Consider the following 13,542-nt stretch of genomic DNA (forward strand, 5'->3'; position numbering starts at 1 on the left):
TGGCGCAATATCAATGTTCACTTGACGTTTCATGCAAGTAAAAGCCAGAGCCCAAAACAGTGCCCAGGGCACGCGCAACCGCGCCGTTCTGGGGCAGCTCAGCGACATGGACCTGCGCCTGCTCAAGGTGTTCAAGAGCGTGGTCGATTGCGGCGGCATGGCGGCCGCAGAGCTGGAACTGAACATCGGCACCTCCACCGTGAGCCGGCATGTGAAAGACCTGGAGACTCGCCTCGGGCTGGTGCTGTGCCGGCGCGGCCGCGCCGGTTTTGCGCTCACGGCCGAGGGCCAGCGGGTGTACGACGAGACGCTTCGGCTATTGGCGTCGGTCGATGCCTTCCGCGGCAGCATCGACGACATCCACAACCGCATGGGCGGGCAGTTGGAGGTGGCGCTGTTCGACAAGACGGCCACCAATCCCAAGGCGCGCATCGGCGAGGCGATTGCGCGCTTTACCGAGATTGCGCCAGAGGTGAACCTGGCGGTGCATGTAGGTTCGATCAACGCCATAGAGCAGGGCGTGCTGGAAGGCAATTTCCAGATCGGCATCATCCCGGCGCACCGCGCCTCGAAGAGCCTGGTGTACGCCGACCTGTTCGACGAGACGATGCTGCTTTACTGCGGCAAGGGACATCCGCTCTTCGAGAGCAACAACGCAAAGCTCACATGGGCCAAGCTGCGCGAGCACCACTTCGCAGGCTTGGGCTACCACTCACCCAATATGGAACTGAGCCACCGGGCCAAGCTCTCGCGCAAGGCGACGGGCTTCGACCAGGAGGCGATTGCGACGCTGATTCTTTCCGGGCGTTTTCTCGGCTTCTTGCCCGACCACTATGCGCAGGTGTTCGAGGAGCGCGGTCTCATGAAGCCTGTGCTGCCGGCCCGGTTCAACTACGCGTGCCGGTTTGTAAGCCTGTTGCGGCGGTCGCCCAAGCCGTCACGGGCTGTGTTGGCTTTTCAGGAGTGTTTGGAGAAGGCGCACGCCTGAATTCGGGGCGCGCACCTTTATTTCGCTGCGCAAGGCACCCCGCCAGCGGGCGCGTTGCACAGAGCGGGGTTTGATCAGCGCTGCCCGCTAGGCAACAGCAAATGCTTGGCCCCGATATGCGCCTCCATCTCATGCATGTGCGCCTCGGCGTCGACCATGTGCTCAGCCATCAACCGGCGCACTTCATCCGCGTCTTCGCGGCGGTAGGCCGACAGCAACTGCGTGTGATAGTCGACATTGGCCTCGCCAAAGTGGTGATGGTCCAGCGCCTTCTTGTAGACCACCAGATCGCGCAGCAAGTCGTTCAGGAAGCGGCACATGAAGGAGAGCACCGGGTTGGGGCACGCCTCCGCCAGCATCGTGTGAAACGCAAGCTCGGCCTCGCGCTGCGTGCGCAGCTCGTCTTCGTTGGTGGGCTCCAGCGTGCAAAGGCGCACATTCGCTTCCAGCCGTTCGAAATGTTCGGGCGTCAGCTTGCCGACCACGCTCACCGCCAACTCAGGCTCCAGCACCTTGCGCAACTGGTAGATGTGGTGGCCGTCCAGGTGATGAAAGTGCAAAAAGTTGCGTAGCGGCTCCGACGCATGGTCGACCGACACCTGCTGCAGGTATGCGCCGCCGCCCGGCCCCGTGCGAATCGAGATCAGCCCGCGCACTTCCAGCGCCTTCAAGGCTTCCCGCACCGTGCTCTTCGAATAGCCGAAAAGCTCGATCAGTTCCTTCTCATTCGGCAGCCGATCGCCCGGCTGTTTGCGCTCGGCAACGATCCAGCGCTTGACGTCCTCGACGATGACGTCGGAGAGCTTTTGCCGCTTGGGGCGGTTCTGCCCAAAGGCCATGGCGTCCTGCGTCGATTTCATGCGTGGCGAGTCATTTCTGGGAGTGATGAGGCATCTGGAGCAGGTATCGGGCCCGGCCTTGTCCGGATTTTGGCACGGCCATTGCTAGCGGGTTTTTACCAGCATATTAATCATATTTATCCGCTTAAATTGCAGCCGACCTGAGGCCGCACCTTTCTCTTTCCTCCCAACCACGTCCGGAGAATTTCATGCAACGCAGACACCTTCTTCAGCTTGCCGCTCTGTCGGCCGCTCCCGCCTCGCTTTTGGCCGGCCGCGCCGCCTTCGCCCAATCGGCCGAAGCGATCCGCTTTGGCTGCCCGGTGCCCATGTCGGGCGCCTTTGCGGCCAACGGCAAGTTCGCGGACCTGGGCATGAAGCTGGCCATCGAGCAATACGGCAGCGTGCTCAAGCGCCCCCTGGCCTACACCGTGCTCGACACCGAGGGCAAGCCAGCCACCGCCGTTCGCAAGGTGCAGGAAGCCTCGCAGCAGCAGGGCGCCAAGTTCTTTGCCGGCGGCATCCTGTCGTCTGAGGCACTGGCCATGGGCAAGGAGGCCGAGAAGGCCGGCGGCGTGTTCATCACCACCGCGGGCGCCGACGAAATCACGGGCAAGGACTGCAACCCCGCCACCTTCCGCTGGTCGGTGCCCACCTTCGGCGCCATCGAGCAGACCGTGCGCCCGCTGATCGCCTCCATGCCCAAGGCCAAGCGCTGGTACACCATCACGCCGCAATACGTGTTCGGCGAAGGCCTCCTGGGCGCGGCCAAGAACATCTTCCAGGAGAAGGGCATCGAGCATGTGGGCAACAGCTACCACTCGCTCAACGAGAAGGAGTTCAGCGGCTACCTCACCAACGCCATGGCGGCCAAGCCCGACGTGCTGCTGCTACTGAACTTCGGCGCGCAATCGTCTGCCGCGCTGCGCCAGGCGGTGAGCTTTGGCATGCACAAGAACATGACCATCCTCATGGCCTGGGCCTCGGGCCTGGAGCAGTTCGACGAACTCGGCGCCGACCTGTGCGACGGCGTGTACTTTGGCGCGCAGTACTGGCACACCGCAGACACAACGCTCAACAAGGACCTGGTGAAGCTCACGGCCGACAAGCTGAAGATCGTGCCCAACTACAGCCTCGCGGGCTCATACGTCTGTACCAAGATCCTCATCGACGGCATCGTCAAGGCGGGCACCGTGGACCAGAAGGCCGTGATTGCCGCGCTGGAAGGCATGAAGTACGAAGGGCTCACCGGCACCGAAGAAATCCGCAAGGCCGACCACCAGGTCATCAAGGACTACTACCTGCTCAAGGGCAAGGCCAAGTCGAAGATGAAGAACGCGGCCGACTATGTGGACGTGGTGAGTTCGGGCAAGTCGTTCCTTGCCGTAGACAAGACCGGCTGCAAGCTGGCCTGAGGCCGCAGAGGACACCGACGCGCCCATGACCGTCTACCTGCTCCAGACCATCAACGGAATCGGCATCGGCATGCTGTATTTCCTGCTGGCCGTTGGCTTGTCCATCGTGTTCGGCCTGCTGCGCTTCGTGAATTTTGCGCACGGGGCTTTCTATCTGCTGGGTGCCTACCTGTGCTTTCAGGCCATGCAGTGGGGTCTCGACTTCTGGGCCGCGCTGGTGCTGGTGCCGCTGTTCGTGGGCGCGCTGGGGTGGCTGGCCGAGAAGCTGCTGCTGCGCCGCGTGTACGCCAAGGCGCACGAGTTCCACATTCTCGTGACCGTGGGGCTTGCGCTTGCCGTGCAAGAGATCGTCATCGTGTTCTGGGGGCCGCTCGGCAACAGCGTGCCCACGCCGGACTTGCTGCAGGGCGTGGTGATGTGGGGCAGCTTCATCTACCCCAAGTACCGGCTGTTCGTGATCGGCTTTACCGCCGTGCTCGCGGTGCTCTTGTGGTGGGTGCTCGAAGGCACGCGCCTGGGGAGCGCGGTGCGCGCGGGGAGCGAATCGACCGAGATGGTGTCGCTGCTCGGCATCAATGTGTTCCGCGTGTTCAGCCTGGTGTTTGCGCTGGGCGCTGCCACCGCGGCGCTGGCGGGTGTGCTGGCCGCGCCTATTCGCGGCGCGGAGCCTTTCATGGGCGTGGAGGCGCTCAGCGTTGCCTTCGTGGTGGTGGTGATCGGCGGGCTCGGCAGCTTTGGCGGGGCGCTCGTCGGCGGCCTGCTCATCGGCATTGTGCAAAGCCTGATGAGCACCATCTGGCCGCCGGGCGCGAGCCTGATGATCTACGTTGCAATGGGTGCCGTGCTGCTGCTGCGCCCGCATGGCTTGCTCGGCCGCAGAGGATGAAGATCGCCATGCCAAGAAAAATCACTTTCCTCCTGGCGCTCGTCGTTGCGCTGGGCCTTCCGCTGGTGCTGCGCTCGGGTTCCCTCGCCAGCGAGGTGCTCATTTATGCGCTTGCCGCGCTGGGCTGCAACCTGCTGCTGGGCTACACGGGCCTGCTGTCGTTCGGCCAGGGCATCTTCTTTGGGCTGGGCAGCTACACCATCGCCATCCTGCTCACGCGGCTGCAACTGCCCATGCCGATCGCGCTGCTTGCGGCCATTTCCATGGGTGCGCTTGGTGCAGCGCTGGTCGGCTGGGTGGCAATTCGCCAGCGCGGCACCTACTTCGTGATGCTCACGCTGGCCTTCGCACAGATGTTCTACTTTGTGGCGTACACCGCTTCGGGCCTCACCGGCGGCGACAACGGCCTGCTCGACGTGCCGCGCCCGGCCTTCATGGACACGCCCTGGAAGTACTACGCCTTCGTGGCGGTGGTGTTCCTCATCGCCTTCGGCCTGCTGCTGCGCGTGACCGATTCGGTGTTCGGCCGCACACTGCTTGCCATTCGCGACAACGAGGACCGCGCCGCCGCCGTGGGCTACGACCTCAAGCGCTTCAAGCTGCTGGCTTTCGTGATCTCGGGCGCCGTCACGGGCCTTGCGGGTGGGCTGCACGCGATGATGACCGGCATTGCGCCGCTGTCGAATGCCGAGTACCACACCAGCGAGATGATCCTGGTCATTACCGTGATCGGCGGCACCGGCAACCTCTTTGCTTCGGTGCTGGGATCTGCCTTCTACGTGCTGCTGGCCGACTGGCTCTCCACGCTGTGGCCACGATGGCTGCTGCTGCTGGGGCTCCTGCTGATCGGCGTGAGCATCGGCATGCAACGCGGCCTTTGGGGCCTGGGTGAAAGCGTGTGGCGCCGCGTGTTCCGCAAGGAGCGGGCCGCCAAGAGCGCACTGCAAGCAACTCCCGCGCAAGGAGAAAAGGCATGAGCGAAGAACCGGTACTCATCGAAGCCATCCGCGTCACAAAGCACTACGGCAAGTTCGCTGCGCTCGGCGGGGTCGACCTGAAGATCAGGCGCAACACGGTGCACTCGGTCATCGGCCCGAACGGCGCAGGCAAGACCACGCTGTTCCACATGCTCACCGGCACCGGCACCACCACCGGCGGCCGCATCCTGTTCGACGGGCACGATGTGACCCGCGAGCCCGATCACAAGCGCGTGCAGCGCGGCATGGCGCGCTCGTTTCAGGTGACCAGCCTGTTTGCGAGCTTGCCGGTGCGCGAGAACCTGCGTGTGGCGGCGCAAGGCATTGCGCCGCGGCAGGCAATGAACTGCTGGCGAGCGCCCGTCGGCGAACGCGCCTGCGCCGAAACGGTGGCAGAGGTGCTGGAGCGCATTGGTCTCACGCGGCTGGCCGACGTGCCCGCGAGCGAGCTTTCGCATGGCCAGCAGCGCCGCCTCGAGGTGGGCATGGCGCTGGCCGCCAGGCCCAAGGCCATCTTCCTGGACGAGCCCACCTCGGGCATGGGCATCGACGACCTGGACGACATGAAGCGGCTGATCCGCGGGCTGCGCGATGCGCACACCGTGGTGCTGATCGAGCACAACATGAACATCGTGATGGACATTTCCGACACCGTGACCGTGATGCAGCTGGGCCGCGTGCTGGCAGAAGGGTTGCCTGGCGACATCCGGGCCGACGCGCGTGTGCGCACGGCCTACCTGGGCAACATGATCACCGGGGGCAGGGCATGAGCGGAAACAACATCCTCGAAGTCGAGGCGCTGCATGCGCACTACGGCAAGAGCCACGTGCTGCAGGGCGTGTCGATGGCGGTGGGCGAGGCCGAACTCGTCACGCTGCTCGGCCGCAACGGCGCGGGCAAATCGACCACGCTCAAGAGCATTGCCGGTGCGGTCACGCCCACCAGCGGCCGCGTGCGCTTTCAGGGCGCGGACATCGCGGGCATGCCGCCGCACCGCATTGCCACGCGCGGCGTGTGCCTGGTGCCCGAGCACCGCGGCGTGTTCAAGCTGCTGACCGTCGAAGAAAACCTGCTGCTCGGGCAGCGGCGCGATTCGCCCTGGCAGCTGAACGACATCTACCGCATTTTTCCTCGCCTGAAGGAGCGGCGCCGCAACGGAGGTGGCCAGCTTTCGGGCGGCGAGCAGCAGATGCTGGCCATTGGCCGTGCGCTCATGAACCACCCGCGCCTGCTGATTCTCGACGAGCCCGTAGAAGGCCTTGCACCGGTCATCGTGGAAGAAATCGTCGCGCAGCTCAAGCTCATCAAGGCGGCCGGCGTGGCCATTCTGCTGGTGGAGCAGAACCTGGAAGTCTGCGTGCAACTGGCCGACCGGCACTACATCCTCGAGCAAGGCGTGATCGTGCACGAGGCAGGCAATGCCGCCTTCATGGCCGACCATGAAGTGAAAGACCGCTACCTGGGCGTAGGCCTTGCTTGAGGCCTTCGAACCCCTTCATCTTTTTTGCAAAGCCATGAACTCAACAACCCAACTCCGCATCAATGGCAAGCGCCTCTGGAACTCGCTGATGGACCTGGCGAAGCTCGGCGCGACCGAGAAGGGCGGCGTTTGCCGCATTGCGCTGACCGACCTCGACCGGCAGGGCCGCGATCTCTTCACCCGTTGGGCGCGCGAGGCCGGCTGCGAGGTGCGTGTGGACCAGATCGGCAACATCTTTGCGCGCCGCGCGGGCCGCAACAACACGCTGCCGCCGGTGGTCACGGGTAGCCACATCGACACCCAGCCCACGGGCGGCAAGTTCGACGGCAACTATGGCGTGCTGGCCGGGCTGGAGGTGATCCGCAGCCTGAACGACGCCAACGTGCTGACCGAGGCGCCGCTGGAAATTGCGGTGTGGACCAATGAGGAGGGCTCGCGCTTCGTGCCGGTGATGATGGGCTCGGGCGTTTTCGTGGACGCCTTCACGCTCGAGCATGCGCTGGCGCAGCGCGACACCGAGGGCATCAGCGTGGCCGAAGCACTTTCTTCCATCGGCTACGCGGGCAGCGCGCCGGCTTCGGCAGCCGCATCGCCGGTGGGCGCTTATTTCGAGGCGCATATCGAACAGGGCCCGGTGCTCGAGGCCAATGAGCGCGTCATCGGCGTGGTCGAGGGGGCGCTCGGCCAGCGCTGGTACGACGTGGTGGTGCAGGGCATGGAAGCCCACGCCGGCCCCACGCCCATGGAACTGCGCAAGGACGCATTGCTCGCCGCTTCCGAACTCGTGATCGAGGTCAACCGCATCGCGCTGGCCCATGCGCCGCATGCGCGCGGCACGGTCGGCTGGATCGACAACTATCCGAATTCGCGCAACGTGATTCCGGGGCGCGTCAAGCTCAGCGTCGACCTGCGCGCGGCGGACGACGTGGTGCTTTCAGCCATGGACGCCGAGCTGAAGGAGGCCGTGCAACGCATCGGCGCGAAAGGCAAGGTCGAGGCGACGGTGGAGCAGGTTGTCTACTTTCCACCGCAGCCCTTCACGCCCACGCTGGTGTCGGCCATCCGTGAAGCCGCACAGGCGCAGGGCATGACCTGGATGAACGTGATCAGCGGCGCGGGGCACGATGCGGTGTACCTGGCGCGCGTGTGTCCCACGGCGATGATCTTCGTTCCGTGCCTGGACGGCATCAGCCACAACGAGATCGAGGACGCGCAGCCCGATCATCTGGAGGCCGGCTGCAATGTGCTGCTGCAAGCCATGCTGCAAAGCGCGGGAGTGGCGTTGCAATGAAGGTGCTGATTGCGCGGCTCAACCACGAGACCAACACCTTCTCGCCGGTGCCCACGCCGCTGGCGGCGTTCGGGCCCGAAGGCCCCACGTTCGGCGAGCAGGCCTACACGGACAACAAGGGCATGCGCACCGCGATGTCGGCCTTCATCGACCTGGCCGAGCAGGCGGGCGCGACGCTGGTTACGCCGGTTTCGGCTTCGGCCAACCCGAGCGGGCCGGTGGATGCGAAGGCCTACACCGCGCTCACCCAGTGCATCGTCGATGCGGCGCCGGGCTGCAATGCGATCCTGCTCGACCTGCACGGCGCCATGGTGGCGCAGAACAGCGCCGACGGCGAAGGCGACCTGCTGGTGCGTCTGCGCGCCGCGGCACCCGGGGTGCCCATTGGCGTGGCGCTCGACCTGCACGCCAACGTCACGCCGGCCATGGTGGGCAATGCGGACGTGATCGTCGGCTTCAAGACCTATCCGCACATCGACATGTACGAAACCGGCGAGCATGCCGGCCGGCTGCTGTTCGACCTGCTCGCGGGGCGCAGCAAGCCCGCGATGCGCTGGCACCAGCTGCCGTTGATGGCGCACACGCTGCGCAGCGCATCGTTCACCGGCGCAATGCAGCGGGCCATCGAGGCCGCGCGCGAAGCCGAAAAATCGGAATCGCTCGCGGTGTCCATCTTTGCCGGCTTCTCGCTGTCCGACATCGAGGCGCCCTGCATGAGCGTGGTGGCGGTCGATGCGCAATCTCCAGAGCGCGCGCAGGCCACGGCAGATCGCATTGCGGCGCAGATGTGGGAAGAGCGCGAGGCGTTCATCTACCGCAGCGAGCCGCTGGCGGAATCGGTGGCACGCGCAAAGGTTGTCGCCGCCGGCGCGGCGCGTCCGGTGCTGCTGCTCGACCATGGCGACAACTGCATGTCGGGTGGCAGCTGCGACACGATGGATGTTCTGCAGGAGGCGCTGGCCCAGGGGCTCGACGGTATCGGCGTGGGTCCGCTGTGCGACCCCGCGGCGGTGGCCGAGCTGATCGCGGCGGGCCAGGGCGCGACGGTGACGGTCGCGCTCGGCAACAAGGTTTCTCTGGCCGGCATCGGCCTGTCGAAAAAGCCTGTGGCGCTGACCGGCACGGTGCGCACCATCTGCAACGGCGAATACGTGATCACCGGCCCCACCTACACCGGCCAGCGCAGCAGCATGGGCCGCACGGTGCTGTTCGACATTGGTGCGGCGCGCATCGTGGTGACCGAGCGCACGCAGGAGCCCTGGGACATTGGCGTTTTTGAATGCGCGGGGCTCGACCCGCGCACGGAGCGCTTCTTGCTGCTCAAGTCGCGCATGTATTGCCGGCCGGTGTTCGAGCCGATTTCGGCCGCCCTGGTCGAGTGCGACAGCCCGGGCGTGACCAGTTCGGACTACGGTCTGTTCCCGTTTTCCAAAGTGCGCCGGCCGGTGTTTCCGCTCGACGCGATCTGAGCAAATCGGGTACCCGCCTACCTATGCAAAAAATTGCATAGGTAATTGGAGGTACACCCCGATACTGCGGCGCTTCCACCCATGAAGCCCACCGCGTGAACACATTTGCACAGAGCGCCGTCGCGGCCTGGCAGCTGCTTGTCTCGGGCGATCCGGTGCTGCTGGCCATTGTGGGGCGGTCGCTCGCGGTCAGTGCCAGCGCGTGCGCACTGGCCTGCGGATTCGGCCTGTTGCTCGGGGCATGGCTTGGGGTGGCGCGTTTTCGCGGCCGTGCCGCGCTGCTTACGCTGCTGAACACGCTGCTGGCGCTGCCCTCGGTGGTGGTCGGGCTGGTGATCTACCTGTTGCTTTCGCGTTCCGGGCCGCTCGGGTTCCTGGGCTGGCTTTTCTCCTTCAAGGCGATGGTGCTTGCACAGACGGTGCTTGTGCTGCCGGTGGTAACGGCGCTCACGCGCCAGACCATCGAGGACGCCGAGCGCGCGCATGGCGAGCAGCTGCGTTCGCTGGGCGCCGGGCCGCTGGTGCGCGCGCTGCTGCTGGTGTGGGACGAGCGCTATGCGCTGCTCACCGTGCTTATTGCCGCCTTTGGGCGCGCTGTTTCGGAGGTGGGCGCGGTGATGGTGGTGGGCGGCAACATCGACGGCTTCACGCGCGTGATGACCACCGCCATTGCGCTCGAAACCAGCAAGGGCGACCTGCCGTTGGCACTGGCGCTGGGCATCGTGCTGTTGGGCGTGGTGCTGGTGCTCAACCTGGCCATTGCCGCGGTTCGCGGCTGGCGTGAGCGGGTCGATGGCGGCGGAGGCGAGGGCGGTGGTCTTGCGGCGTGGCGGCGGCCAGAGGTGCGGCCGTGAACGAACAAGCCCAGATGGCGAGCGCCGACAACACCGTGTTCGCGCTGTACGGCGTCGATGTTCGCCTGGGGCGGGTGGCGGCGCTGCAGGGCGCCACGCTCACCATTGCAGCCGGCGAGCGCGTGGCGCTCATCGGCGCCAACGGCAGCGGCAAGACCACGCTGCTGCGGTTGCTGCACGGGCTGGTGCCGCATGCCGCGGGCAGCTTTACCAGCGCGGCGCCGCGGCGCCACCAGGCCATGTTGTTCCAGCGCCCGCACATGCTGCGCGCTTCGGTGGTCGTCAACGTGGCAATGGCGCTGTGGCTGCGTGGCACGCGCTGGCGCGATGCGCGGCGCGCCGCCATTCCAGCCCTGGCCCGCGTCGGGCTCGAAGACTTGGCCGACCGCAATGCGCGTGCCCTCTCGGGCGGCCAGCAGCAGCGCGTGGCGCTGGCACGCGCCTGGGCGCTGCATCCGGCGGTGCTGCTGCTCGACGAGCCCACCGCCAGCCTCGACCCTACTGCCAAGCACGAGGTCGAAACGCTCATTGCCGAAGCCGCAGTCGGCCGCACGCTGGTCTTCGCAAGCCACAACCTCGGCCAGGTGAAGCGGCTCGCCAGCCGCGTGGTCTACCTGGAGCACGGCCGCGTGCTGGCCGATTTGCCTGTGCATGATTTTTTCCATGGGCCCCTGCCTGAAGAGGCCCGCCTGTTCGTCAAAGGAGAGTTGGCATGAATTCGTTCTTCAAGCGCCGCGGCAATGCGGGCATCCGGGCCTCGCTCGCAGTGGCTGTTTTCTTCGCCGCCGCGGGGGTCATGGCTAGTGCGCAAGCCGAGACCATCACCATGGCGTCGACCACGTCCACCGAGCAGTCGGGCCTGTTCGCCCATCTGCTGCCGGCCTTCAAGAAGGCCAGCGATATCGACGTCAAGGTGGTGGCGGTGGGTACCGGCCAGGCCATCGACATGGCCAAGCGCGGCGATGCCGATGTGCTGTTCGTGCACGACACGGCGGCCGAGGAGAAGTTCGTGGCCGAGGGCTTCAGCGCCAAGCGCTACCCCGTGATGTACAACGACTTTGTGCTGGTGGGCCCGAAGGCCGATCCGGCAGGCGTGAGCGGCAAGGACATTGCCGCCGCGCTGAAGAAGATTGCCGCGGCCAACGCGCCTTTCGTCTCGCGCGGCGACAAGAGCGGCACCGACGCGGCCGAACGCCGCCTCTGGACGCAGGCCGGCGTGGCCGAAGCAGGCCAGCCGGTGCCCAACGACCGCAAGGGCACGGGCTACAAGGAATGCGGCTGCGGCATGGGGCCGGCGCTCAACATTGCGGCATCGTCGGGCGGCTACGTGCTTGCGGACCGCGGCACCTGGCTCAGCTTCAAGAACCGCGCCGACCTGGCAGTGCTGGTCGAGGGCGACAAGCGGCTCTTCAACCAGTACGGCGTGATGGTCGTGAGCCCGGCTAAATTCCCCTCGCTCAACAGCAACGGCGCGCAGAAGTTCGTCGACTGGGTGACCTCGCCCGCGGGGCAGCAGACCATTGCGGCCTACAAGATCGGCGGCGAGCAACTGTTCTTTCCGAACGCGCAGGCGAACTGATGAAACCTGCGGCGGTGGCAGCCGCTGCGGTGCGCACCATGACCTCCCAGGTCATCGACGCCGGAAGTGCCCGGCGCGACCATTCCTTCACCCCGCGATGTTGCGGGTCGAGATCTTCGAAAGGAATCGTCATCATGAACACCGCCGCACACAACGCCACCGCCATTGCCCAGCGCTACATCGCCGTCTGGAACGAAACCGACGCCGCTCGCCGGGCCGAGTTGATCGAAGCCGCCTGGACGGCCGATGCGAACTATGTCGACCCGATGGCCCAGGCCAGTGGCCGCGAGCAGATCAGCGCTCTGGTCGGCGCCGTGCACCAGCGGTATCCGGGCTTTCGCTTCAGCCTGTTCGGCAACGCCGAGGCGCATGGCGACAACCTGCGCTTTTCGTGGACGCTGGGGCCGAGCGGCGCAGAAGACCTGATTCAGGGCACCGACTTCGCCCAGCTCGATGCCGGCAAGCTGCGCACGGTAACCGGCTTTCTCGACAAGGTGCCGGTCGGCGCCTGAACGCCGGCCCTCAGTCGGCAGACCCGGCGGGCCGCCCGCGCCACAGCTTGCGGTAGACCGTGGCGCGGCTGATGCCCAGGGTGCGCGCTGCTTCGGCCACGTTGCCGCGCGCATCGGCCACGGCTTTGCGGATCAGGGCTGTTTCAACGTCGCGCAGCCGGGGCTGGGCTTTGGGCGCCGCGCCCAGTGAGCGCTTTCCGCCGCGCCGGGCTTCGACCTGGACGCGCAAGCCCGACCACAGCGGAACTTCGAGCACGGCATCGCCGCGCCGGGCGGCGTCGAACAGCATGTTCAGGGGCAGGGCGAACAGGTCGTTGCAGTGCAGCGCATGCTGGCTGCGCGCCAGCGGCTGGTGCAGCATTTGCCGCGCCGCGGCATTGGCACCGGTGACGTTGCCGCTTTCGTCGATGCACAGCAGGCCTTCGGTGGCCTCGCTGCCCGCGCAGCCCGGCCACGAAAGATGCAGGCGAAGCTCGCAGGGTTCGTTCAGCACCAGCGCGTTCTCGATGCTGCGCGCGGAAAGCACGGCCAGGTGCCGCAACTCGGGCCGTTCCACCACCTGTACGCCGGTCAGGTCGAGCATGCCGATGCAATTGCCCTGCGGGCCGAAGAGCGGTGCGCCGGCGCAGCTGTAGATGCTGGTGTCCTCGAAAAAATGCTCGCCGCGGTGCAGCCACACCGATTCCTGCTCGGTGAGCGCGGTACTGATGGCGCTGGTGCCCACCGCGCGCTCCGAAAGGTCGACCCCCACTCGCGCGATGTGGCGGGCATAGCGGGTAGAGGTGTCGGTGCCGTCGGGCAGCGGGCCCACGTCGACGACGATGCCCTCGGCATCGGTCAGCACTGCGAAATAGCGTGTGTCGGCAATCGCGCGGGACACACGCTCGATCACCGGGCGAGCCGCCGTCACCAGTGCCCGGTTGCGCTCGGCCACCTCTCGGATGGCCGACTGGGCCACGGGCTCGAAGTTGACACGCTGCTGGGGTTGCCGCCCGGCTTCGATGCAGCGCTGCCATGAGCGGACGATCCAGGGTTCGATGCGCGCGCTACTCCGCGAGCGGGCGGCCTCTCCGTGAATCAGCTCCCGGCGGGCTTGCGCAATGGCGAGGGAACGCTCGGGGACGGATGGAACGGTGGGGGCGGACATCGGGTCGGGTCGCTGGGAGGGGGGCGTCTTTTTATGAAGCTTGCCTAGCCGCAAGTTGTTTCATTTTGAGAATTTCGCGCGCACTGCGCAAGCGGTGAGGGTTTT

General features: G+C 66.0%; 14 protein-coding genes. 12 read left to right on the top strand and 2 right to left on the bottom strand.

What is annotated here, in order from left to right:
- Positions 1–31 precede the first annotated feature (31 nt).
- Complete coding sequence (locus J2X67_RS03625) at positions 32–988, top strand: LysR family transcriptional regulator (protein WP_309950603.1); 957 nt, start codon at positions 32–34, stop codon at positions 986–988.
- Positions 989–1,062: 74 nt separating this feature from the next.
- On the opposite strand, the gene J2X67_RS03630 is transcribed toward J2X67_RS03625, so the two are convergent.
- Positions 1,063–1,848, bottom strand: a complete 786-nt coding sequence (locus J2X67_RS03630; RefSeq protein WP_309950605.1) for a FadR/GntR family transcriptional regulator — start codon at positions 1,846–1,848, stop codon at positions 1,063–1,065.
- Positions 1,849–2,036: 188 nt separating this feature from the next.
- Here J2X67_RS03630 and J2X67_RS03635 point away from each other — a divergent pair, with 188 nt between their 5' ends.
- From J2X67_RS03635 to J2X67_RS03685, 11 genes are all read left to right on the top strand, one after another.
- Positions 2,037–3,242, top strand: coding sequence for an ABC transporter substrate-binding protein (locus J2X67_RS03635; protein WP_309950606.1), 1,206 nt, complete (start codon positions 2,037–2,039; stop codon positions 3,240–3,242).
- A 25-nt stretch (positions 3,243–3,267) separates the two neighbouring features.
- Positions 3,268–4,128 carry a branched-chain amino acid ABC transporter permease gene (locus J2X67_RS03640; protein ID WP_062362478.1) on the top strand — a complete coding sequence of 287 codons (861 nt, stop codon included), beginning with the start codon at positions 3,268–3,270 and terminating at the stop codon, positions 4,126–4,128.
- Between the two features lie 8 nt (positions 4,129–4,136).
- Positions 4,137–5,105, top strand: a complete 969-nt coding sequence (locus tag J2X67_RS03645; protein ID WP_309950609.1) for a branched-chain amino acid ABC transporter permease — start codon at positions 4,137–4,139, stop codon at positions 5,103–5,105.
- A complete protein-coding gene (locus J2X67_RS03650) occupies positions 5,102–5,875 on the top strand; it encodes an ABC transporter ATP-binding protein (RefSeq protein WP_309950611.1) in 774 nt (257 codons plus the stop codon). The genes J2X67_RS03645 and J2X67_RS03650 overlap by 4 nt, the downstream gene beginning before the upstream one ends.
- A complete protein-coding gene (locus J2X67_RS03655) occupies positions 5,872–6,585 on the top strand; it encodes an ABC transporter ATP-binding protein (protein ID WP_309950613.1) in 714 nt (237 codons plus the stop codon). Before J2X67_RS03650 ends, J2X67_RS03655 begins: the two co-directional genes overlap by 4 nt.
- A 34-nt stretch (positions 6,586–6,619) precedes the next feature.
- The gene (locus tag J2X67_RS03660; protein ID WP_309950615.1) at positions 6,620–7,876 is read left to right on the top strand and encodes a Zn-dependent hydrolase; all 1,257 of its coding nucleotides are present in this window, start codon (positions 6,620–6,622) and stop codon (positions 7,874–7,876) included.
- On the top strand, positions 7,873–9,345 hold the full coding sequence (locus J2X67_RS03665) for a M81 family metallopeptidase (protein WP_309950616.1): 1,473 nt from the start codon (positions 7,873–7,875) through the stop codon (positions 9,343–9,345). Before J2X67_RS03660 ends, J2X67_RS03665 begins: the two co-directional genes overlap by 4 nt.
- 95 nt (positions 9,346–9,440) lie before the next feature.
- Positions 9,441–10,199: an ABC transporter permease gene (locus J2X67_RS03670; RefSeq protein WP_309950618.1), complete on the top strand. Its 759-nt coding sequence runs from the start codon at positions 9,441–9,443 to the stop codon at positions 10,197–10,199.
- Positions 10,200–10,213: 14 nt separating this feature from the next.
- A complete protein-coding gene (locus tag J2X67_RS03675; protein ID WP_309950834.1) occupies positions 10,214–10,915 on the top strand; it encodes a phosphate ABC transporter ATP-binding protein in 702 nt (233 codons plus the stop codon).
- Positions 10,912–11,778, top strand: coding sequence for a substrate-binding domain-containing protein (locus tag J2X67_RS03680; protein ID WP_309950621.1), 867 nt, complete (start codon positions 10,912–10,914; stop codon positions 11,776–11,778). Before J2X67_RS03675 ends, J2X67_RS03680 begins: the two co-directional genes overlap by 4 nt.
- Positions 11,779–11,912: 134 nt before the next feature.
- Positions 11,913–12,290 (top strand): nuclear transport factor 2 family protein, encoded by a 378-nt coding sequence (locus J2X67_RS03685; RefSeq protein WP_309950623.1) that lies wholly within the window; start codon positions 11,913–11,915, stop codon positions 12,288–12,290.
- A gap of 10 nt (positions 12,291–12,300) precedes the next feature.
- On the opposite strand, the gene J2X67_RS03690 is transcribed toward J2X67_RS03685, so the two are convergent.
- Positions 12,301–13,437, bottom strand: coding sequence for a helix-turn-helix domain-containing protein (locus tag J2X67_RS03690; protein WP_309950626.1), 1,137 nt, complete (start codon positions 13,435–13,437; stop codon positions 12,301–12,303).
- Between the last annotated feature and the right edge of the window lie 105 nt (positions 13,438–13,542).

This window comes from Variovorax sp. 3319, from assembly GCF_031456585.1.
Lineage (GTDB): Bacteria > Pseudomonadota > Gammaproteobacteria > Burkholderiales > Burkholderiaceae_C > Variovorax > Variovorax paradoxus_P.